The 23,162-nt window shown below is 49.5% G+C and carries 19 protein-coding genes; 8 read left to right on the top strand and 11 right to left on the bottom strand.

Features of this window, described 5'->3' with window-relative positions:
- The first annotated feature begins 3 nt into the window (after window positions 1-3).
- From AAAU26_RS13500 to AAAU26_RS13465, 8 genes are all read left to right on the top strand, one after another.
- Window positions 4-141 carry a hypothetical protein gene (locus AAAU26_RS13500; protein WP_015565642.1) on the top strand — a complete coding sequence of 46 codons (138 nt, stop codon included), beginning with the start codon at window positions 4-6 and terminating at the stop codon, window positions 139-141.
- Window positions 142-159: 18 nt separating this feature from the next.
- Complete coding sequence (locus AAAU26_RS13495) at window positions 160-1,035, top strand: PP2C family protein-serine/threonine phosphatase (RefSeq protein WP_223451747.1); 876 nt, start codon at window positions 160-162, stop codon at window positions 1,033-1,035.
- An 18-nt stretch (window positions 1,036-1,053) separates the two neighbouring features.
- Window positions 1,054-2,127, top strand: coding sequence for an FHA domain-containing protein (locus tag AAAU26_RS13490; protein ID WP_015565640.1), 1,074 nt, complete (start codon window positions 1,054-1,056; stop codon window positions 2,125-2,127).
- Window positions 2,128-2,161: 34 nt separating this feature from the next.
- On the top strand, window positions 2,162-3,643 hold the full coding sequence (locus AAAU26_RS13485) for a protein kinase domain-containing protein (protein ID WP_156073447.1): 1,482 nt from the start codon (window positions 2,162-2,164) through the stop codon (window positions 3,641-3,643).
- Window positions 3,643-4,524 (top strand): PP2C family protein-serine/threonine phosphatase, encoded by an 882-nt coding sequence (locus tag AAAU26_RS13480; protein ID WP_015565638.1) that lies wholly within the window; start codon window positions 3,643-3,645, stop codon window positions 4,522-4,524. Before AAAU26_RS13485 ends, AAAU26_RS13480 begins: the two co-directional genes overlap by 1 nt.
- A 76-nt stretch (window positions 4,525-4,600) precedes the next feature.
- Window positions 4,601-4,924 carry a hypothetical protein gene (locus tag AAAU26_RS13475; RefSeq protein WP_015565637.1) on the top strand — a complete coding sequence of 108 codons (324 nt, stop codon included), beginning with the start codon at window positions 4,601-4,603 and terminating at the stop codon, window positions 4,922-4,924.
- A 103-nt stretch (window positions 4,925-5,027) separates the two neighbouring features.
- Window positions 5,028-7,940, top strand: coding sequence for a S8 family serine peptidase (locus AAAU26_RS13470; protein WP_320443579.1), 2,913 nt, complete (start codon window positions 5,028-5,030; stop codon window positions 7,938-7,940).
- A gap of 48 nt (window positions 7,941-7,988) precedes the next feature.
- Window positions 7,989-10,145 carry a DUF1887 family protein gene (locus tag AAAU26_RS13465; protein WP_227619150.1) on the top strand — a complete coding sequence of 719 codons (2,157 nt, stop codon included), beginning with the start codon at window positions 7,989-7,991 and terminating at the stop codon, window positions 10,143-10,145.
- 66 nt (window positions 10,146-10,211) lie between these two features.
- Here AAAU26_RS13465 and AAAU26_RS13460 read toward each other — a convergent pair whose 3' ends face one another.
- From AAAU26_RS13460 to AAAU26_RS13400, 11 genes are all read right to left on the bottom strand, one after another.
- Window positions 10,212-11,594, bottom strand: a complete 1,383-nt coding sequence (locus AAAU26_RS13460; RefSeq protein ID WP_227619165.1) for a relaxase/mobilization nuclease domain-containing protein — start codon at window positions 11,592-11,594, stop codon at window positions 10,212-10,214.
- Between the two features lie 54 nt (window positions 11,595-11,648).
- On the bottom strand, window positions 11,649-11,927 hold the full coding sequence (locus AAAU26_RS13455; protein WP_015565635.1) for a hypothetical protein: 279 nt from the start codon (window positions 11,925-11,927) through the stop codon (window positions 11,649-11,651).
- Between the two features lie 108 nt (window positions 11,928-12,035).
- Complete coding sequence (locus AAAU26_RS13450; RefSeq protein WP_156073441.1) at window positions 12,036-12,368, bottom strand: plasmid mobilization protein; 333 nt, start codon at window positions 12,366-12,368, stop codon at window positions 12,036-12,038.
- Window positions 12,365-19,621 carry a MutS N-terminal domain-containing protein gene (locus AAAU26_RS13445; protein ID WP_489705584.1) on the bottom strand — a complete coding sequence of 2,419 codons (7,257 nt, stop codon included), beginning with the start codon at window positions 19,619-19,621 and terminating at the stop codon, window positions 12,365-12,367. Before AAAU26_RS13445 ends, AAAU26_RS13450 begins: the two co-directional genes overlap by 4 nt.
- 86 nt (window positions 19,622-19,707) lie before the next feature.
- Window positions 19,708-19,869: a hypothetical protein gene (locus tag AAAU26_RS13430; RefSeq protein ID WP_015565631.1), complete on the bottom strand. Its 162-nt coding sequence runs from the start codon at window positions 19,867-19,869 to the stop codon at window positions 19,708-19,710.
- A 19-nt stretch (window positions 19,870-19,888) separates the two neighbouring features.
- Window positions 19,889-20,155, bottom strand: coding sequence for a PF20097 family protein (locus AAAU26_RS13425; RefSeq protein WP_227619146.1), 267 nt, complete (start codon window positions 20,153-20,155; stop codon window positions 19,889-19,891).
- 41 nt (window positions 20,156-20,196) lie between these two features.
- A complete protein-coding gene (locus AAAU26_RS13420) occupies window positions 20,197-20,493 on the bottom strand; it encodes a hypothetical protein (protein ID WP_227619145.1) in 297 nt (98 codons plus the stop codon).
- Between the two features lie 17 nt (window positions 20,494-20,510).
- Complete coding sequence (locus AAAU26_RS13415; RefSeq protein ID WP_227619144.1) at window positions 20,511-21,446, bottom strand: hypothetical protein; 936 nt, start codon at window positions 21,444-21,446, stop codon at window positions 20,511-20,513.
- A gap of 21 nt (window positions 21,447-21,467) precedes the next feature.
- Window positions 21,468-22,190: an AAA family ATPase gene (locus tag AAAU26_RS13410; RefSeq protein ID WP_015564286.1), complete on the bottom strand. Its 723-nt coding sequence runs from the start codon at window positions 22,188-22,190 to the stop codon at window positions 21,468-21,470.
- Window positions 22,191-22,224: 34 nt separating this feature from the next.
- Entirely contained in the window at window positions 22,225-22,584 is a 360-nt protein-coding gene (locus tag AAAU26_RS13405; protein ID WP_158397127.1) for a DUF2500 domain-containing protein, read from the bottom strand.
- A 1-nt stretch (window position 22,585) separates the two neighbouring features.
- Complete coding sequence (locus AAAU26_RS13400) at window positions 22,586-22,933, bottom strand: DUF6054 family protein (RefSeq protein ID WP_097782404.1); 348 nt, start codon at window positions 22,931-22,933, stop codon at window positions 22,586-22,588.
- Window positions 22,934-23,162 lie beyond the last annotated feature (229 nt).

Below are 23,162 nucleotides of genomic sequence, written 5' to 3'. Positions count from 1 at the left end.
AAAATGACGGTTGGACAAATCATGGTGGTGTGTGGTATCTGTCTGGTGCTGGTTGCTGTTTTATTGGCCGTGGTCGGGAGCGTTCTGCTGCACAAAAAGAAGAAAATGGTTCTTCTTGAAATCGAACACGAATACCGCTGAGAAAGCAGGAAAAGGAACATGAAATATTGTGCCGCATATTATTCCGATATCGGAATACAGAAGGAAACGAATCAGGATTCTCTCCTTCTGGTGCAACGAGGTCAGACTCAGGACGATGAAGCTGTCCTCGCAGTGATCTGCGACGGCGTAGGTGGACTGAAAATGGGCGAGCGGAGCAGCGCAGCGGTCGTGACAGCCTTCCGGGACTGGTTCGATGAGCGTGTCGAGGAACTATATGAACAGGAAGAACCGGAGACGGAGCTGTTCGATGACTGGGACAATCTTATCCAATCGCTTCATATCCGGTTGAAAGACAACTCCGAAAAGGCCGGATTCCGCAGCGGAACGACAGTGGAAGCTGTTCTTTTTATGAAAGGTCGGTATTACATCTGCCATGTCGGAGATTGCCGGACATATATCATTTCGGATACCCTCACGCAACTTACGACAGATCATACCATCGTCCAGCGTGAACTTACCGAAGGAAAACTGACACCGGAACAAGCCCGGAAAGATTCGAGACAAAGCCTCCTGCTTCAGTGCGTGGGAGCGGGCAAAGATGTGAAACCGGATTATCTTTCCGGTGAGGTTCTGCCGCACCGGACGTTTCTGATCTGCTGCGACGGGTTTCGCCGCAAGGTGACAGAGGCTGAAATAAAAAAGAGCTGCAGGTATTCTTCCAAGGAAAAAAAGTTACATGAGGCTCTGGAAGAAACAGCACAGCTCTGCATGAAACGAAAAGAGACGGACAATATCACAGGCATCCTTATCAGCGCGGTCGGAGAGAAAAAAGGTCTTTTCCCATTATGGAAAAAGGCTACGCAGACTGCGGGGAAAAAGGTAATAAAGGATATCTTGCTGGAACACTCTACTCCGGCGGATAAAATATTGTAAAACAAAGGAGACATTATTATGGAGGACAACAGAAAATTTGCAACATTCTTTGCGGATGCCCCCAAGGGTAAAAAAATTGGAGCGGTTCTTTCGTGGATTGCAACGGTGATTTTGCTTGTGGCACTTTTTGTGCCGGGGTATCAGCTGAGATACCAGATGAAAACGGAAAAGGGGACCTTTAAGGATATCCCTGCAACCATGACTTCTGAGCTTAAACAGATGAAAGAAGCAGCAAAGCTGAATTTTCAGTTCGGTGCGGGCACTACCTCCGATAAGATCGATGAATTCGTTGAAAAAGGCAGTACGAGTGTATTTTCCTATCTTGTCAGTCCCGATTTGCAGAAGGCAAGGCTGGTAAATCTTGAAACCATGAGTGATGCCTCGGATGATATCTCTAAAATTTGCGTGGCACTGTTGGTACTGTTCTTCGTGCTGGTCGTCGCAGCGGCTATTGCTAGTGTGTTCACGATAAGCTGGTGCGCACTGGTGGCGAACCTGATTGGCATCATCGAGTTGCTGGCAGTGTACTTCTTTGTGTTTGCGGGTAAATTTTCCATCGATCCGACGGACACTTCGATAACCAGCCGTGTTGCCCCTGCACTGACTATGATTCTGATTGTGCTCCTCGTACTGGCCGCAATCATGTCCGTGGCTTCCGTGATCGTTAGCTATGCGGTGCATGAAGACGAGGAAGCGTTCGTGGACGACTGGAACAGCAACGATCCGAGTCGGGATGCCGAGACGAATCTGGTCGATGACGGCAATGCCACAACCGTGCCGGCAACGGACAACTCGATGACAGTCGTGGCCTCTTTGATCCAGATGAACACGAACCGGAGTTTTGCAATCTACAATAACACAGAGGTTGTGATCGGCAAGGGTTCTCAGGCAAACATCATCGTCTCCAACCCGATCATCAGCCGTGCCCATGCGAAGATTAGCTGCCGCAATGGTGTCTGCACCATTCAGGACCTTGGCTCCAAAAATGGCACGTTCGTGGGCGACGAGAAAATTCTGGGCAGCAATACAGTGACGCTGGCGAATGGTATGTATATCACGCTCGGAAACGAAATCTTCCAGTTCAAAAACTGAGCCGGGAAAGTATTAGGACGGGGTGAGATAAAAGATGGCGGGTCTGGAAGAAAAACTTTGTCCCGTTTGCTTTCAGGAAGCGATGGAGCATGGGGAGTGTCGGAACTGCGGGTATCATGCAGAAGAATCTTCTGCAGTGAAAGACTATCTGGCACCGTTCACCATTCTGAAAGAAAAATACCTGTTGGGCAAGAGTTTGGGACAGGGCGGTTTCGGAATTACGTATCTTGCTGAGAATATGCAGAGCGGCCTACGCTGCTGCATCAAAGAGTACTTCCCGTCCGGTCTGCTTCAGGGGAGGACACCAGATGGTGCCCTCATCCTGGCAGATGAAGAAAACCGGCCTGAGTATGAAGAGGGAAAGCAGCAGTTCATTGAAGAAGCATGCGCCCTTCAGGAGCTTCGAGAAAATATCTCTGTCGTTGACATTCTGGATTTTTTTGAAGAAAACGGGACGGCATATTTTGCAATGGAGCTGATTGAGGGTTGCAATCTGCGGGTGTTCCGAAAAAATCATAATCCGAAGCAGACGCTCAAGATGGCACTCCAGATGCTGTTCCTGCTCGGAAGTTCACTGGCAGAAGTCCATCGTTTCGGCATGATCCACGGGGATATCAGCCCGGAAAATATCCTTATCACACAGGACGGTGAAATAAAGCTCATCGATTTCGGCGCGGCACGCTCGTTCCGTCAGGGGAGCGATAATAAAGAAAGAAAAATTTACCTGAAGCCGAACTACGCCCCTTACGAGCAGTATACGCAGAAACCGTGTCAGGGACCGTGGACGGACATTTACGCACTGGCCGCAACTTTCTACTTTATCGTGTCAGGGCGCAAGATGCTGGACGCACTGAGCCGTGCGAAAGGAGCCTCCTATCCCCCGTTGCACGAGCTGTGTCCCGCTGTCTCCCGACAGCTGTCGGACGTGATTGACAAGGCGTTGGCGTTCGACTACCACGACCGTTATCGCAGGATGCTTGATTTTCTGGATGCACTGGAACAGGTCGTCCGGCCGGAGGACTACGACATCGATTTGGGGGCACTGATGCCGAAATCAAAGGCATCGAAGCAGGCGGAAATTCATGTCGAGACTTCCGACGACTCGGAGAAGATGTGTCAGGTTGAGGAGCAGAATATGCCAGAGCCGAAGCGCCTGGCCGCATTCTTCCATCCGAAAAAACGCAGGCTGGCATATCTGGAGCTGACGATGCGGAAATCGGGTGGTCACATTTCCAGACGGCGGTGGATAATCGAGCCGAATCGCACGGTGAAGGTCGGGCGTTTGGCGACGAGCGACGTGATGATGCCAGCGGATAACCAGATCAGCCGGAATCACTGCGAGGTGTTTTACAACGAGCCCAAGCGGGAATTTATCGTCAGGGACCTGTCCAAATATGGCACCTATCTGGCGGACGGAAAGCCAATGGAAAAAGAAAAATCGTATACACTGAAAGATGGCGATATTTTTTGTGTCGTGTCGCCCGAGTACACATTCAAGGTGGTGATTGAAACGTGATGTCCCTGTTCAAGCGAAAAAAGGCAGGCGAGGAAGCCAATACCATTCCCGAAGCGATGGATGATATCACACAGACTCTTCTGATACCCGTAAAAGACGAAGGAGAAAAAACGATGTGTGCCGATGCCTATGAGACGAGTCAGGCGGAGATCGCCAGCTATACGTCGATTGGAACCCGGAAAAGCCAGCAGGATTCGATATGCTTTGATTTTGGGGATTTCTGCACAGTCTGCGCTGTGTGTGACGGTATGGGCGGGCTTACCGGGGGCGAACGTGCCAGCGCTTTGGCGGCGCATGGGGTAACGAGATACCTGCTGGAACACGCTCAGGCGGAAGATATTCCTACGGAGATGGGACGCGCAGCACTACGACTGAACGAGGAAGTCAAGAATCTCCGGGACCCGGCCAACCAGAAAATCGAAGCGGGGACGACTCTGACGACAGTGTTTCTCCGTAACGGGAAGCTGTTCTGGTGCAGTATAGGAGACAGCCATATTTACCTGTATAGAGATGGTACGCTAGAGCAGTTGAACATCGATCACAATTTTGGTGCCCAGCTTGACCAAATGGCACTGGAGGGCAGCATAACACAGGATGAGGCACTGCATCATCCGCAGCGTGCTGCTCTGACAAGCTATCTTGGGATTTCGGAGCTGACATTGATCAGCGGAAACCGGATGCCGTTCCAGCTTCGGAAGGGAGATGTGCTCATTCAATGCACGGACGGGCTGTACCGCTATCTGCCGGACAGCACTATGTGCAGAATTTTGGCCGTGACGGGAAATCTGAAACAGGCGGCGGAACAGATGGTCAAAACGGCACTTGCTGTTCCCGGAGGGCACGATAATACGTCGGTTCTATTGGCAAGATATAAAGGCTGAGATCGGAAAATTATAGAAAGAAAGGGGTGCAATAAAAAAACTGGAAGAAGGCACAAAATAAAAGGAGTGTTGCTTTATGGCAAACAGCAAACTTCAGATGCCCGCTAATTATATGGCACTGAACGAAAGTGAAATGTCTTGTGTTGAGGGCGGCGGTATCATTTCTCAGGTCTGCTATGCTTTCGGACGTATGTTCCGTAGCACCTACTACGATAAATGGGAAAGCGAATCCAAAACGCTTGAGCAGTCCCATGGTGCTGTCGTTTCCAAGAAAAACGGTGTATATACTTACTCCGATGGTTATACCCACACAATGTCTGGTGGCAGCAACTGGGGCTTTACCAGTCTCGGTGACTTCTTCTATGGAATCGGCGATCTGTTCGCTGCATTCTATCTGTAAATTCTGAGCTTCTGCGAAGCATCGCAGAGCTTTAACTTATGGCATTCTTCCAGTTTTTTTATTGCATCACAAATTTCGATAACTCAAGCAAAGGAATATCATTATGAAGAAATCTACTGCGAATCATATGCACAGAAAGCGCCGTAAGAACAACCTGACATGGCTCTTTGCTCTGCTTGGCATTCTTGTACTGTTTCTGGGAACGATTTTGGCTTTTTTGATTTTCAGCAATTTGTCGTCTAAGCCCACTGAAACTGTTCAAGAAGTCTCTGCGGTGAATGTAGAAAAAGACATCCCTGAAACGGACATGGGTGATCTGATTTATCACGAACCGGCAGCAGAAAATGTTGTAATGCAGGGCGGTTTTGGATATGTTAACAACGAGCTTCTGGTCACATTGGACAGCTCCGACAGTCTTTCTGCACTGAAAGACTATCTGCGGACGATTGGCGGTGAGGTCGTTGGTGAAATCCCTGTCACTGCGGATTACCAGATTCTTCTCCCTGCTGCGCATACGCAGGGAGAACTGGAGCAGATGATTGAACAGCTCAAAGCACTCCCCTATGTGAGACGTTCTTCTCTGAATTATGCATTTGAGCTGGAAAATGACGCAATTTCGGGTTCTTCGGCGTATTATCCAAATGATAAAAAATGGGACGATTGGAGCGGAAATTCTGGAAACAACTGGAACATGAAGGCCATTGATGCGCCGGGTGCATGGGTATACCGTAATCAAATGCAGCCGGTCAATGTTGGCGTGATAGACGGCATTTTTTACCCATACCATGAGGATCTAAAAGATGTCTTTCAAGAAATGCCGCTTGGAAATGCTTCCGCTATGATGAATCAAGGCTTGAGTATATGGAAAGGAAAGTGGTCAGGCAAAGGGCATGCAACGCATGTTTCCGGAATTATTGGTGCGGATTTTGATAATGGAAAAGGTATTTGCGGTGTGGCTCCAAATGCAAAACTATACGGAGTGGATTGGTCTGACTCACCATTATATCGTACCATTGATAAGAAAAAACCAACCTTTGGAGATGGAAGTAATCTGTATTGCATGAAAATTGCAATGTTATATCTTGTTGTTGAAAAACAATGTCAGGTAATCAATATATCACAAAGTGCATTTGGAGTAGAAGTAAGGTGCAACGCAAGCAACAATAATGATGATGCTATTAATGTTATAAATAAATTTAATGAAGAATTTGCATCATTTTTGAAATATGTCCGAGAACTTTCAAAGATGGAATTTATCATTTGCAAATGCGCAAATAATGATAACAACCATGATCTGTTTTTTTCAAAAGATGCAGATGATGATTTCAATCTTCCATATATTTTGTATAGTGACTATTTGAAATATATGAATGGTGAGTTCGATAGTACGGACGATGAAACGAAAAAATATTGGGATGAAAAGTTCAAACGATATGCTGGAAGGATTTCTAAAGAAAATTGTAAAACTCACAGTGTAAACGCACAGTGGGATATGATTAGCGGTATTACAGATCCGGAAATCGAGGATATGATTATTGTTGTTGGTGCGGCACAGAATACAGGAAAGCATTCATCTTGGGGAAAATGTAAGCATACCGGTTATGAAGTAACAGCTTACAGCAACCGGGGAAGCAGAGTGGATGTGCTTGCGCCAGGAGGAGAGAAGACTATTGACGGAATACCTGATGCGTCCATCTATAGCACAGTTCCTTATGGAAATGGCTATGATGGCCTTGTTGGTACTTCCATGGCGTGCCCTCACGTTGCTGGTGTTGCTGCAATGATTTTTGGCATTGATCCTACCTTTACCGCCAAAGAAGTGAAGGATATTATAATAAGCACTGCAACAGGAAGTTATGGAAGTGTTAAGGAACAATATCCGTTGTTAAACGCGCGTTTGGCGGTGGAAAAGGCAATCAAACTGAGTAATGAGAAAGCCAAAGGTCAAACTGGGGATGATTTGCCATTTGAACCAAGTGGCGAGCACCAGTACAGAATTTTCTATGATGCGCTTACATGGGAAGAAGCAAAAGCGGCCTGTGAAGCCAAAGGCGGACACCTTGCAACAATTACTTCAGAAGAAGAACAACAGAAGTTGAATCTCTATAATGCTGGAAACCACAAACTCTGGATCGGCGGCTATAAAAACACGGAGGGGCAATGGTGTTGGGTGACAGGCGAACCATGGGAATATGAGAACTGGGGCGACGGTGAACCTAATAATTCCAGTAATGTCGTTGCGGGAGAAAGCTGTGTTGCCATGTGGCCGGAAAAATGGAACGACCTTGCGAATAGTAATGTTTATGAGCAAAGCGGATACATTTGCGAATGGGAAGCATCCGATGTGGCCGAGGAAACACAGGTCGAAGGTTACACAGGACACCTCTATGAGTTCTATACATTGCCCGAATCGGAGTGGGAGTCCGGCCCAATCACATGGCAGCAAGCAGAGAGACGCTGCGAGTGGAAAGGCGGTCATCTGGCGGTCATTGAATCGTCAACGGAAAATTTTCTTCTCTACAGTGCAATGAAAGCAAAAGGGTACGAGAATGCCTACTTTGGTTACAGCGATAAAAGCTCTGAAGGAAACTGGAAATGGGTCAATGGAACCAGCACCGCTTATACAAATTGGCATTCTGGTGAGCCGAACAATCAGGATGGTATTGAGCACTATGCAATGTTCTATGAAAATTTTCAGGATGGGACATGGAATGATGCAGATGGAATAATTGATGCCGGATGTGCCTACATCTGCGAATGGGACGACCCTACAGATAAAATATCCCAAGGAGATAGCTTTACAGATCAGCAGCTGCGAATCATTGCAAAAGATTTGGGTGTTCCGGATGACCTTAATGTAGAGATTCGTCAATCGCCGAAAGCATATTGGGAGTCTGCTGGCCTTTGGGATATTTATGTTGAGATAACTCATAACGGAAAACTAGTGGCATCGGGAAGCTTCGATGTTGAAACGGGAGAGATGGGACGCAACATTTATATCTATACTCCCGTCTGATACTCTTTTTCTTCAAAGCTTCTGCAAGCAGTGCAAGCTGGTACCAACTTGCAATTTTTGAATCTGATTTCTAAAAATCAAATTCAAAATGCTTGTTGGGCCGTGCCCAAACCCCTTGTGTTCTGCATCCGGTGGATGCAGGCTGCACATTTTTGCAAAATGCTTTTTAATCTGAGTGCCGATGCCTGTGGTATCGGCACTTTTTGCACAGATGGATTCCCGGAAGCAGAAAATAGTGCTATGCAGCACATCCGGGATTGTGCTATACTTGATTTACATAAACTTGTTTGTCCTAAAAAGTTGGAGGTGTTCATGGCAACACGAACCATTTGTTTTCCCATATCCGGCTATCCCTATTGCAGAGAACAGCCGGTGACATTCACATGGATAAAAGGCAGCAAGCGGCAGAATATCCGTGCCGTCCATGATGCCGTCCATATAACAGACCCGGATGTTTCGATTCTGGAAATCAGCTCTGCATCCGTTCAGCCGGAGGGTGAAGCTGTTTCTTCTTTGCGGCTTTTGCTGCATCTGGATTCTGTTGCGCAGGATGTACCCATCAGCACGGTTTTTGAGGCTGCCAAAGTATTTGAACATGGCGGGCCATTTGCTGACCTTTTGACCTGCGAACCGCCCAAGGTTCATAAAGACACCCGGCTGAGAACCAGTGGAGAGCTGCTTCGTTACTCGCTGGAAGGAAACGAGTATCCGACAGAGCCGTACATGGATTCGTTTTTTGAATGGCTCTACTGCCGTGCATTGAAGCAGTTCCCGGAAAAGGCAGCGAAGCTGAGCCGATATAATGCCTTTTCTGATATTGCTGCCGCCGCGGATTCTAAAAAGTATTATGGCGATTCCTCACGGGCGGCTGCGATTTATGTGGGACTTGCAGCGGCAGGAAAACTTTCGTGCATTGATTCCTATGAATTATTTATTGATGAGGTCTATACGGAGCCGAAACCTTTGCCCAAGTCTGGAAAATCTGAGGCTGCTTCAACAATGACACCCGAAGTTTCTGCACCAGCAAAGGAGACTCCGGCAGACGAATTGCCGCAGCCCGATAACGCAAATGCGGAAGTGATTCCGGACGCTGCGCAGATGGAGCATATCCTTGAGCTGCCCAAAGTGACCTGTCTGCTTCTCTCTTTGGCAAAAAATGCTGGTCTTTCTGCAAACAATTCCAGTGAGCTGACATATAAGGGAAAGGAATTCCTTCTTGACGTTTATCAGAAAGCGCTGAAAAATAAAACGCTCCAAATCAATATCCAAAAGAACAAAATCACATTTCCGATGGAGGAACCGGACAGCGGATTTCATGCAGTTGGTGTGTTGACCCGTTCGCCTGCTTGGGAATACGGATGGAAGTTTAACTATCTGACTGAGAATACATCCGGTGCAGAAAAGTCCGAAGTTAAAGAAAAAATCCCTCCGAAGCCTTTGACCGCATTGGAACATCTGGAACGCTGTGGGTATAAAATCGTTCAGCAGGTCGTACCGAAAAAACTTCCGCCGATTGCCGTTCAGCGGATGGCATGGAAAACAGGCGAAGCTCTTTGCGACCCGGTAGTGGTGGATTTCTTGCAGTTTATTCGGACACATATGCAGAGTGACGGCTCTTTTTCGTTCCGTATCCCAAAGGGTACTTCCAAGAATTCGTTTGCCACACTTTCGGAAATCGCTCAGACGTGGGATAAAATGGGACTTTTTGCATCCATTGTGATCTATCCGCAGAATATCGTCTATGAGCTTGCGCAAAATGAGACTGTCCGGCATTTCCTGAGCGGGAAGTGGCTGGAACTTTTTGTGGAGCATCAGGTTCAGCAGATTTTGAATCGCTATCAGGAGGAGCAGGGTGCAGAAGTTTCGCTTTGCTCCAATGTGATTCTTTCAGAAGCGGCATCCGCAGGGAGCACGCATGAACTGGATGTTGCGTTTTCCATCAACGGAAAATTCTTCTGGGTGGAAGCCAAATCGTCCAGCCGAAGTATTGATTATGGAAAATACGCTTCTCTATGCGAAAAGCTGAAAGTAACCTCCGACCGACTGCTTTTGGTCAACAGTGATTTGTCCGTGGAAGAGTGCGAAGGTGTTTCTTATTTCTGGAATTACCGAGTTGCAAATTGTGCAACGATCACGCAGGAACTGGAAAACATGATTGCCAAACAAATTGAAAGCGCCGGAAATGCTGCTCTGAGTATAGACTGAGTAATAAGCAAAAAAGGCCCCGAGAACCTTGCCGGATAAGCGGCAAAGTTCTCAGGGTCGTATTGTTTATCTGGAATGTTCGGTTTGCTTTGGATCCTTTTCCTCATCAAAGAAAAGCTCGATATTTTTCTGCGCTTGAAGAAGCTCCTGCATCTCATCGCGCGCCTTGCGGTAGTCCGGGTAGCGTGCTTTCTTTTCTGTCAGCAGTTTGGAATATTCCGCATCCAACTCCTTAATCTTGGGGAGCGTTTTCAAATTGGATTCATCAAACGCCGCTTTCGCCGCCTTGTGCAGCGTGATTTCTGTGCAGTGCTCTTCCAAAAACTTTTTGCTGTACCCAGCTTTACGGTAGGCATCATACACAGGTCGAGTCTTGGCATAGTTGATGATGTGTGCTTTCAGCACTGCGATTTCTGCCAGCCGCTTCTCAGAGGTTTTGATGGAATCGCCCAGTTCGTGATAGCGAGAAAGTGCAGCATCCGCACATTCCTTTAGCTCGTCTGCGCTGCTGATTTTCTGCTGTTGCAGAAAAATCAGCGTTTTGGACATCTCTTTCAGGTTGTGCTTCTTCGCCCAACGCTCGTATCCACCGCCCTTGCCCTCGGCAAGTTTCGCTTGAATGTCCACCAGCAACTGAAATGTCTGTTCCTTTGGTGGCTGTTTCTGATGGGGATGATGCTTTGCCCTACCAGCCAACACCGCCTTGATTTCTTCCTCACTGTACCCAGCACCCAGTGTCTTGAAACGGATAAAGCGCTTCTGCCGTGCGCCCTTGACGGAAGTGTATTTGCCGCGTTTGATTTCATAGCCCTGCTGTTCCAGCTTTTGCAAAAATTCTTCGTAGTCGGTGGGTTCCTGCTGCAAAATTTCATCGATGATACCGCACAGCCGGTCGCGGTTGCTTTCCCTTGGCGGGTAAGTGATGCGCTTCTGCCGCTCCCGGTAAGGCTTCTTTTCGATTACGGAAAGCTGATGTTCCAGACAGATCAGATCGCTCAATCGCTGCACTGCCAGACCGGAAAAGAAAAAATCCCGAAATTTCCGGGTGCCGTCCAGTGCAGTGGAATTGTAGATGATATGGTTGTGGATGTGTTCCCGGTCAGTATGAGTGGCAACAATAAAGGCGTGTTTGCCTTTCAGAAATCGGGAGGCCAGTTCGTAGCCGATGCGGTTGGCTTCCTCTGCCGTGATTTCACCGGGCCGGAAGGATTGCCGTATCTGATAGGCGATGACATTGCTTTTTTGGCTGCGCCCGGTGGCCTGCTCGTATAGCTTCTTTGTGAGCATGAACTCCTCATCCACGGTAAGCGGGCTGCATTGATAACTACTGACAAGCTCGCCCTTTTCAGTCTTGTCGGGGTTCTGTGCATAGTCAGTGCGGTCTTTTAGGCAGGCGGCGATAGATTTCCCTTTGTGCTGATGCAGTGCAATCAGACGAGTAGCAGCCAGAGCAGATCACCCCCCAAATGAAAAAGCCGCCCGAAGGCGACAAAAGATTCAAAATCAAATCACGTCCCGGAACCAACCGCTGAATCGTTCAACGCCCTCCACCATTGCAGTTGCGCCGACAAAAAGGACAAAGCACAAAAATTCAGCAACCAGCAGAATCAAAAACTGATCCCAAGTCTGGCGGTAGACGGTGTAGATGCCGCAGCCGAAAATATACAGCATCAATGGCGCAACAATATAGCTGGACAAGGTAAGCAGCCACTTTGCCATCAGAGCCAGAAAAGCTACAAACAGAGAGATCGGGGCAAGCACCATCTTGAACAGAATCCTCATATCAAACACCAACCTTTCCTTTCGCCCCTATTATAAAGGTATCGGTCCCTGCCTTGCAAGGATGTCAACCGTTATGTAAGCCCGCAGCCTCCTACTGCGGGAAATTTTTTAGAGTTCGGTGAGTTTGTCGAGAAGTTGCTTGCCAATAGCTATCAGCTCATCCAACCGACTACGCAAGTCCTCTAAATCGGCGGCATAGAGCTGCCCGCTTTCATTGGCCCGTTTCGCCACCTGATTCAGGTTGTTGCTGCAATTCTGAAGAAGGTACGCCATCCGACGCAGCTGTGGTAAATCAAGATTCAGGCAGTAACCATCCAGAGCCATTTTTCGCAGATAAGAGCCAATGCTCAAAATACCGCAACTTTCCATCTTCTGACGAATGCGTTCCAGTTCGACTTTGCTGACACGAAAATGGATCTGCTGGTCACGGTGCTCCGTCACCGGGCATCACCATCCTTATCCAAGTAAGATTTGAATGGTCGGACAGGCTCCACTTTATCAGCCTTTTCTTCCAACGCAGCCAGCACAGAGGGGCGGGCATCCGGCTTTTCTTCCGCTTCGGGTTCTGTCCGGCTGGACTGATGCTCCATGTTCAACAGCGCATCCAATTCTGCAAGGCGGGCAGACTTGGTTTGCAGTTCTTCCTCCTGCGCAAACGGCTTGGCGATTTCAACCTCTGCGGCCTGCTTCTGCTGTTCCAGAGAATCCAGTGCGGCCTCAGCATCGGCAATGCGGTCGGCAAAATTGCCGATGGCATTGTCCAGACGGACGATGTTGCCGCGAGGGTCATCGCCCAGCGGTACCGGATAACTCAGCTCGCCGCGGAGAACGATTTGATGCTCATTCTTGAAACTGTCAAAGCGAATGTTAAGCTCAAAGCCGCGATAGGTGCCCAGCAGCATCATATCCGCATTCGGCATCTCCTTGCAGGCGAGCATCAGCCGCTCACCAGCTGCTTTTTTCTCATCGAACACCATGCCCTTGATCGTCATGCCGCAGAAGTTCTCCTTATCCTGCGGGTGTGCGTCTGCGATTTGGGCATCGTTTTTCAGAGCCGCAATACGGTTCTTCGCTTTCTGAATTTCCTCCGGGTAATGCTTGAGCAGCTTATCTTCCAGACGATATTTCTGGTTCTGGTAATCCGAGCGCAGCACCTTGAGCTTTGCTACCTGCACATCCAGATCCATCTTTTCCCGGATGCGCGGGTCGCCTGCGCATAGGGCCTTGACCTCGGCATACGAAAGAGCCTGCTCATCCACATCATCACAGGAGCGCATCGGAGATTTGCTCGTCATGATCTGCGAAATAAACTTCTGCTTGTTTTCCAGCGTTTGCCAGAGGTAGGCGTCGAATGTCCCCTCCGTGACGTAATTATAGACGTAAACTTGTTTGTTTTTGTTGCCCTGACGGATGATTCGGCCGTTGCGTTGGGTCATATCGGACGGTCGCCAGCCTACATCCAGATGATGCACGGCCACCAGCAGGGTCTGGACATTGGTGCCTGCGCCCATCTTTGCAGTGCTGCCCAGCAGGACACGCACCTTGCCGCTGCGGACTTTGGAGAACAAATCCGCTTTCTTACCTTCAGTATCAGCGTTGTGGATGAACTCGACCTCCGATTCCGGCACCCCGGCGGCAAGCAGCTTTGTGCGAATATCATCGTAGACATTGAACGAGCCGTCTCCCTTGGGCGTGGACATATCGCAGAAAATCAGCTGCGTCAGATTATCCTCTTTGGTTTCGTTCCAGATACGCAGAACATTGTCGACGCAGGCATTCAGCTTGCTGTCCGGGTCATCCGGGGTGAGCGGATTCATCAGCCGCTGGTCAAGGCCGATTTTACGTCCGTCCGAGGTGATCTTCAGCATATTGTCCACCGAGGGGTCAACCGCACCGCTATGCACCTCAGCAGCACGTTCGCTCAGGGATTTCACCATGTCCTGCTGGATTTCCGAGGGTTTGACCACGACAGTTTCAAACTTGGCTTCCGGAACAGGCAGATGCAACTGGTCGGAAGTCTTGATGTCCGCTGCCTCCTTGAACATATTCATCAGCTCCGGCAGGTTAAAGAACTTGGCAAAACGTGTGCGCGCACGGTAGCCGGTTCCTTCCGGCGCAAGCTCAATGGCCGTGGTGGTCTCGCCAAACGTAGAAGCCCATGCATCAAAGTGGGTCAGTTGTTTCTGCTGGAGAGTGCTGTACTGCAAATAGCGCATCAGGGTGTACATTTCCGTCATGGAGTTGCTGATGGGCGTTCCCGTTGCGAAAATCACGCCGCGCCCGCCAGTCACTTCATCCAGATAACGACACTTGCCGAACATATCGCTGGACTTCTGTGCTTCGGAGGTAGAAAGGCCAGCAACATTGCGCATCTTGGTGTAAAGATATAGGTTCTTGTAGTTCTGGCTCTCGTCCACAAATAACCTATCTACGCCTAATTGTTCAAATGTGACCACATCATCCTTGCGATCGGTGGACTGTAGCTTTTTCAGTTTCACCTCCAATGTTTTCCGTGTCTTTTCCATCTGTTTCACGGTAAAATGCTCACCGGACTGTTCCTTGGCCTCTGCAATGGCTTTTTCGATTTCCTCGATCTGATCTTCGATGATCCGTGCCTGCCGTTCCGCAGAAAGAGGGATTTTCTCAAACTGCGAGTGGCCGATAATGACGGCATCGTAGTCGCCGGTTGCGATGCGGGCGCAAAAACGCTTTCGATTGGCGGGTTCAAAGTCTTTCTTGCTGGTAACGAGCAGCTTTGCATTGGGGTATAGCCGCAGGAACTCGCTGGCCCACTGCTCGGTCAGATGGTTGGGTACCACGAACAGGCTTTTCTGACACAGGCCCAAACGCTTAGATTCCATTGCCGAAGCTGCCATCTCAAAACTTTTGCCGGCACCCACCTCGTGGGCGAGCAGGGTGTTCCCACCATAAAGCACATGAGCAACTGCATTGCGCTGATGTTCCCGCAGATTGATCTCCGGATTCATACCGACAAAATGGATATGGCTTCCGTCATACTCGCGGGGCCGGGTACTATTGAACAACTCGTTATACTGCTTCACCAGCAGATTCCGCCGCTGCGGGTCTTGCCAAACCCAGCCTGCAAAGGTATCCTTGATGGCCTGCTGCTTCTGCTGGGCAAGCATCGTCTCCTTCTGGTTCAGGACACGCCGCTCTTTACCATCCTCCTCAATGGTATCATAAATGCGGCAGTCCCGCAAATTCAAGGTGTCCTCCAAAATCTTGTAGGCGTTGGCCCGGTGGGTGCCGTAGGTTTCGGTGGACATGATATCATACATTCCGGCGGCAGATTTGTTGCCGATGCGCCATTCGGACGTAAATGGAGAGTAGCGGACTTGGATCAGGTTGTTATAGCGGATGCGGTAGGGCGGCTGAAAAGTCTCCATCATAAACTGCTGCACAATGGCGGGATTCAGCCATGTGGCACCCAGTCGGATGTCGATTTCTGATGCTTCAAGGTCCTTCGGCTGCGCTTTGGTCAAAGCCTCCACATTGATCTTGAACTCCGGGTGGCTTTCAGCGGCAAGCTGAGCCATGCGCAGTTTATTCCGCACATTGCCGGAAAGATACTCGTCCGCAGTCTGCCAGCCTGCTTCCGGCTCATCTGCATCCGCAGAAGGGTCTTTGAAAATCACGCCTTGCAGCTCTGTGGTAATACGCTCATAATCGCCGGGAGAGCCGAGAAGTTCCGCCATATAGGGCAGATCAACACGGCCATGTTCTCCAATGGATACTGCCAGTGCTTCGCTGGGGGTGTCCACGCTGGTGATCGTGTGCTCTGGGCGAATCGTTCGCTTGGTGAACATATCCGCCTTGCTTTTGAGCTGTTTATTCTCATCGAGATTTTCCAAAGAGCAGAGCAGATAGTAGGAAGAATCATCCTCAAACAAACGCCCATTTTTGCGGTCGTTGAGCAGACCGTATTTTGCGGTAAAAGCGTCATAAGCTGTGTTCAGCTTTGCTTGGGTTGCCTTAATGTCCTCATCCGGGTAATCGTCCAGCTGCTCCTGAATCAGCTGGTTGACGATCTGCCGCAGTTCCACCATGCCGGTGACACGGGCTTTGGCATTATCGGACAACTCCACCTGCGTCATAATCGAATTTTCTCGGTAGTACACCTCACCGTCCACCACGGCATAGGAGAAATTCTTTACATCCGGGTCAGCGGGGAGCGTCTTGCGCTCGACTTCTGCATCCGCAACATCTGGTGTTTCCACCTCGACTTCAACATACTGGCCCTCAATATGCTGTACCGCTTCGGCAAGCTGGTCGGCCAGCACTGCGCCCTCAATGGGCGCAACGGTCAGATCGTGTCCGTATGGGGTGCTTTCGGTGGTCAGCTCGCCCAGCACCATCTCCGGGTGGTCCACAAAATACTGGTTGATAGCAAAGCCATCCTCGGTCTTGCCAAGCTGCACCCAGTCCGGCTCATGGTCGATGGGGCGGTCACGCTTTTGCAGGAAGATAATATCCAAAACCACTTCGGTGCCAGCATTCGCCTTGAACGCATTATTCGGCAGACGGATCGCGCCCAGCAAGTCGGCACACTCTGCCATGTGCTTGCGGGCGGTGCTGTCCTTGCTGTCCATGGTGTAGCGGCTGGTGACAAAAGCTATAACACCGCCCGGACGCACTTGGTCGATGGCTTTTGCAAAGAAATAATTGTGGATGTTGAAACCCAATTTGTTATACGCCTTGTCGTTGACCTTATACTGACCGAAAGGCACATTGCCGATTGCCAAATCATAGAAATCCTGGCGGTCGGTGGTTTCAAATCCGGCAACAGTAATGTCTGCCTGTGGGTACAGTTTTTTCGCAATACGCCCGGTGATGCTGTCCAGTTCCACACCGTACAGTCGGCTATCTGCCATGGTGTCCGGCAGCATCCCGAAAAAGTTGCCGACGCCCATGGACGGCTCCAAGATGTTGCCGGACTTAAAGCCCATCTTTTCGACTGCCTCATAAATTGAGCGAATCACCACCGGGGAGGTATAGTGGGCATTCAGAGTGCTGGAACGGGCGGCAGTGTACTCGTCCTCGGAAAGCAGATTTTTCAGTTCCGCATATTCCTTTGCCCAGTTGTCCTTGCTGGGGTCAAAGGCATCTGACAGACCGCCCCAGCCTACATACTGGGAAAGCACCTGCTGCTCCTCGGCGGTGGCACCCCGGTGCTCCTGTTCCAGCTTGAACAAAGTGCGGATGGCTTCGATATTCCGGGCATATTTCTGCTTTGCGCCGCCCTCGCCCAGATGGTCGTCCGTGATGCGGAAGTTTCCGGCAGGCTCCGGCGCAGGTTCGGCATTCAGGGCTTCATCCAAGGCAGTGGCATCCGGGAAGGTCTGCACTTTTCCGTCCATCACGGCAGAGATAGGCAGCTCGTCCAGTTCCTCATCGGAAAGTTGCGCTTCAACCTGCCGCAGACCGTCCTCGAATTGTCGTTTGTTGATAACTTCGTTATCCCACGACTGCCCGTGTGCGCTGGTGTCGATGCGCACATCGGTATCACCGATATAGCCTACTGTTCCTTCAATCGTTCTGGTGGGAAGGTCTACTACAACTTCGTCCCCGATCTTATAGCTGACCTCTTTTTCGGGAACCAGATCAATGGCTGCGGCCTGCTGTTCTTCGTACAGTTCCCTGATGTGCGGAAGATGCTCATTGCGGAAAATGGGCAGTCTGTTTTTCGTCAGCTCCATGTCCTGCAAGCTGACGGATTTGAACGTAAAATTAACGTGTTCCACCCGAAAATCCCGGCCATCCAGCTTGATGATGCTGCCGATTGGCAGATAATCCGCTTCCCGGAGATATTTTGTCTGGTGGTGGGAGCCATTTTCGTTCAAGCCAGCCAGATAGACGTTGTTGCCCGCTGCCCACAGCTTTTTAGATTCTGCTGCCCACTGCTCACTCGGAAAACCAGTTACTTTGACTTTGCCAAGCACATTTTCCTGTGACAGAAGATTGGTGCGCAGAATCCGCTCCACAGCAACGGCATCTTTGTCATAGAACAGATAGTTACCGTTCAGTTCAAAGCCCACGAGGGTGTTGGGATACTGTTTTTTCAGAGCAGTGTACTCTGCGGCAACAGTGCCATCCAGCATCGGAAGCTGACACTCAGCTTCCTGTCTGGCAGTACGCTGTTCCTTCTCCTTGTCGGTCAGGTAGCGGTCGGACTGGATCATCAGGTCGATATACTTTTCCACCTGCGCCCATTTCAGGGTGATTTTCTGGTGGTCAGGGTAATGGTCAAATTCCAGACCCTTCCAGTCGTGGTTCACAAAACCCCGGCTTCCGTCCAGAAAATCGTGGGAGTGCCCACCGATGCCGTACTCCTTTGCCAACGCCTTGGCACGGAGTTTTCGGTCAGGCTGGGTCTGGTACAGTGCCATAATGCGTTGCTTGCCACCTGCAAACCCAGAACCATGCTTACGCAGTTCGTTCTCGATTTCAGCCTGCGACAAAACAAAAGCGGAGGGCGTTTTTTCGCTCTCCGCTTGGTCGATTTTTTCAATTTGCTGGGCTTCGGTGGGGATGTTCGCATCCAGAAAACTTAGCTGTAGATCAGCTCCGTCAGCACCAGTTCCTCTGCCTGTGCTTTCAGGCTGTTCATGTGCTGCACCCACATCAGTTGATTCTGCGCTTTGTCCGGGGCTGGGTCCTGCTTCAGAAGCTGCTCCATGGTCTGCTGCATCCGGCTCTCTGCCGTCTGCTCCACCTCCATCAGGTGCGGATACAGGCTCCCGTTCATCAGCATCGTGTGGTACAGCACCGGGCGATGCTGTTTCAGGTAGGTCCGGCGCAGCCTGCCGTACTTGCCCAGCGGCTTCCGGGGCTGGTTCAGGATCAGGTTCGGGAGCTGGTAGTCCCCGACGGTCGAGTAGGTCACGTTCCTGCTGTTCGTATTCATATTGACTCCTTTCTGCATTGCGGCGGCGAATGGTGGTTTTCACGGTGCGCTCGATGTTCCGCAGCACCTCACGGCTCATGTCGCTGACGGCTCCACCAAGGGCAAAGACAGCATCCGGGGTGGAAAAATTGTAGATCGCCTGAAAATCGTCCTTGTCGAACCACCCGGCAGGCTCAAACCCGCAGCGTTCCAGCAGCGTGTAGGTGACGCTGATGGTGGCGGCAGACTTGAACTGCATCTCCACCCCGGCTTCATCATAATCCATCAAAAGCGAGCCGTCAACGATGGCACGAATGTCGCCGCCGTTGTTGTCCCAGTAATCTGCCACCAGTTTCCCAACAACATCGGCAAGCTGCTGGCTGATACGCTCCCCGCTGATGCCGTAGGTCTTGCTCAACATTTCCGAAACCGGCTGCTTCAGGTCGTCGTTGTACTGCCACACCTCCGGGTCACGGGAATTGCGGCGCACCCCGGTATCCGACACATCAAAGACGTAGTGCAGCCGGGGGAATCCGCTGGATTCATCCAGCAGGGCGATGCCCTTGGCGCCCCGGCGCACATAGCGGTTCATCCGGTTGTTCCAGATGTCAAAGTCGGCGCAGGCGGTGGCATCCGGGCGCTGGGCGTAGATCATGAGCTGGTCGGCAAAGGGGTACTTGTACAGCCGGGATGCGGTGGTCAGGTAGTCCGTCCAGCTTTCCCAGTACCGGGTCAAGCCGTTGGCTGTGCGCTGGGCAAGGGCGAGATATTCTTCGGTTTTGCTTGGCATTTTAGCCTCCTTCTTTAGTTTTTAGGGTATAAAAAGAGCGGGCAACCATTTTGGGGTTGCCCGCTGGAAAGTGTATTGAGATAAGATTATTTGCTATTGTCCTTTATGTACTTCATAACGCAGCACCCCATCACGATGACGGGAAGCACGGTTCGTAAACCGAGGTCGCCGACCCGCACATTTACATCAATCACAAGCCCTGCAAACCATGCCGCTAAAGTGAAAACAGTTGCCCATCCATAACTCATGAGAATTCATCTCCTTAATCTATAAAGTTACAGCTTCATAATGAGAAAATGTTTTGCGAACATCAAACACGCCAATGATTTTATTGCATTTTTTGCATAGAAAAGCGTTTGGTATCTTTGTCTGTCCTAATAAAATGCTGGAATTGCCAATACTGTGCCATTCCTGATAGGAAATTCTTCTAAGTCCTTTTTTATCAAACTCGTCTTTTGGAACCCACCCAACTGAGATACCAGCGGAAATCAATCCTCCCGCAAGCATTTCTTCTCCACAAATAGGACATTTCATATCAGCGTCTCCTAATCAATAGTACACTCAAAGATTTGATTTCACCACTTGATCTTAAATGGAATCAGTTCGCCAGAAACAATCCCAAAGAAATACAAAAGCCCGATTTCGATAGCAACACAGATTATCAGCAGAAGATTTGCAAGAGCTTTACTGTCGCTCAATTCTTCAATTTTTTTTCGGTATTGGACAAAGACCCACATTTCAGAGGTGAAAAACAAAATGTAAAGGAGGCTGCTCCGAAAAAAAGCCATCATATTCGATAGCGCATAATTGATAAGAATAAGATTTATGGAATGAATAGCGACATCCAAAATCTTTGGGAATTTTCGTTTCATACACAGACACTCCAAACCTACAGTTCGGTTTCCACCGCAAGCTGCTCCTGCTTCTCTTTTTCATCAGCGATTTGGGTATCAACATCTTCGCGCATCTTTTTCAGAAGTGCAAGGACTCGCTTGATTTGACCTTTGGTATTCTCCACTCTGCTCTGTGCCTGATTGATGTGATCCAGAACTGCCCAGTCTGCAAAGAGGCCGTCAAAGAAGAAATCTGCAAATTTTAGAAAGCTGTCCACCGTAACCTGAAGGTCGGCGGTGATTTCAACATCGGAAAGTTCAGTTTTGAACCGTCGCAGTTCCACTTGAAGCTGTTCGATTTGTTCCTGCGCATCGTCCAGTTCCTCATACTTGGCAAGATCAGCCATCAAACCGCCGCCCATTACGTCCCATGTACTCCAGCCCTCGGCATTGTCGAGGGTTTCCAGAACTTCATTGACCGTATGCAGGGCGGTCTTTCCGGCGTTGATGGCCTCCAGCAGCTCCCGTTTTTGGACTTTCAGTGCGGCAATACGGCTTTCACTTTCCGCAACCAGCTGTGCGGCAGGATGGGCAGATGCTTTGATGCTTTTGATTTTTTCGGAAAGAGCAGCTTGATACTGCCTTTCGCAATCGGACAGCCGTGCCAATCTATTTTGAATCTGCTCCAAGTCGGCATCAACGGAAGAAAGGTCATGGAGAGCCACATCGTACTTGACACGGGCTGCATAGGCTTCCTGCCGTTCCTTGTCCAGCTTCTCATCCATCTTTCCGATCACCTGATAGAAAAATGCGGCAAGGCTGTGCCCCTCCAGACGGTCCACGTCAGCCTGTTCCGCCAGCTTGGATTTTTCCAGCTTTTTCAGACGATCAGCAAGCGTATCTCTCTGGGCGGTCAGCTCTTTCTGTTTTGCTTCGCAGCTTTTCTTTTCAGCGACCTGCTGCCAAAGTTCTTTCAACGTAGAATCATTCATATGGAATGTCCTTTCCCGGCATTACGTTTCTTCATTCAGAAGCTGGTTCAAAAAATGCTGCCGATTATTTACAAATGTTTTGGTGATAACGTAGCTGTCCGTATCTTCATACTGACAAGGATGAATCGTGCCATTGTCGAAGCTAAAAATTTCAGCATCAGGCATTCCGAGGAGAATGGGTGAATGTGATACAATAATGAATTGCGCCCCTTCTTGGGCACACCGATAAATGTTGATCAGCAACGTGAGTTGCCTCTGCGGGGATAGAGCAGCTTCCGGCTCGTCAAAAATATAGACTCCATCTGCACCCATGTAGTCCTGCGCAATGGCGAGAAAACTTTCACCGTGTGATTTTTGGTGATAGCCTTTGGAGGGATGATCGTCATCGGAATAGTCGATTTCCTTGGTGGCTACATTATAGAAACTCTCTGCCCGGAGAAAATACCCGAGCTTTGGTCTGCGATACCCCTTGGAAATCGTCATAGCCTCACATAGTTCCGAATGGGAGTTGTATGTGGAAAATGAATAGTTTTTCGTTCCACCCTCCGCGTTGAAGCCGTAAGCAACAGCGATTGCTTCCAGAAGTGTAGATTTTCCGCTTCCATTTTCGCCCACAAAGAACGTAATGGGCTTATGGAATGTAAAAGTGTCGATTCCACTGATGGCAGGAATCTGACGAACATAATTGTATGGGCGAACTCTGTTCCAGTCGATGGTCAGCCCTTGGATAAACAGATCGTTCATACAGTACTCCTTACTATACAATGTAGGAGAACGCTTAGTTCCGCTCATACCCAAGATAGCGGGTGCCCTGAAAACTCAGCTTTCCAATGTCGCCCTCCACAAGCATTCCGTAGTCCGAACCACTTACGGTAAGCTCCATGCGGTCGCCGCTCTCTACCTGAAAGGTCACATAATAGGTCGTGAACGTATGAGCCATCGTATTGTCTGTATGGTGGCGAGAAACTTCCGTTCGTTTTGCCACAACCGTTGCCGGAACAGTCAGCCGCGGCGAATGGTTGTTTTTATTCCATGTGCTGATATTTCCGATGATGGTGTATAGTATCATACCCAGAACCACAAGGAACAGGATGGGAAACAGAATGCTGAACAGCATATCAATTCCAGCGTAAAACATCTTATTCCTCCAAAATTTCTTCCAGCAGGTCCTTTACATCGTCCAGAAAAGATTCTTCTCCGAGGGTGTTCACCTTGAAAAACACCGCTTGACTGCCTCCTGCGGTGATGGCAGACAGCCGAATCGGACTGTCCGCATTCTGGAACATGGTCAGTGTCAGACTCAGGCGGTTGCCGCCCATCATGCTGTACCGTTCAAATACACGGACACTGCACCGGGCATCGCCCTCTTTGAAATCACTGCCTGCCTCTAAATCTGCCGACCAACTGCTGTCCGGGATTTCATTTTCCAGCTTCCGAAGCAGCTTGTCAAAGTTTTTGTTTCGGATGGTCTTTTCAAAGATTGCCATAATGGTTCCTCCGTTCTGACAATTAAAAATCGGTCCCTTATTTTTGATACGAGCAGAGCCACAGAAAAATTGCGGAGAAATCGCTTGAAGAGAGGAATTTTGTCTGATTTGATTATAGCATATCTTTTGGAAGAACAAAATACTTTATGTACGCCGCCCGCAGGCGGCAAAGATCAGTCCAGTGGAAATTCCAATTCAGCAAACTCCGCATCGGTCAGCAGTTTCAGCT

The organism is Faecalibacterium longum, assembly GCF_040094125.1.
GTDB classification, from domain to species: domain Bacteria; phylum Bacillota; class Clostridia; order Oscillospirales; family Ruminococcaceae; genus Faecalibacterium; species Faecalibacterium longum.
This window is presented reverse-complemented; position numbering and strand designations above follow the sequence as displayed.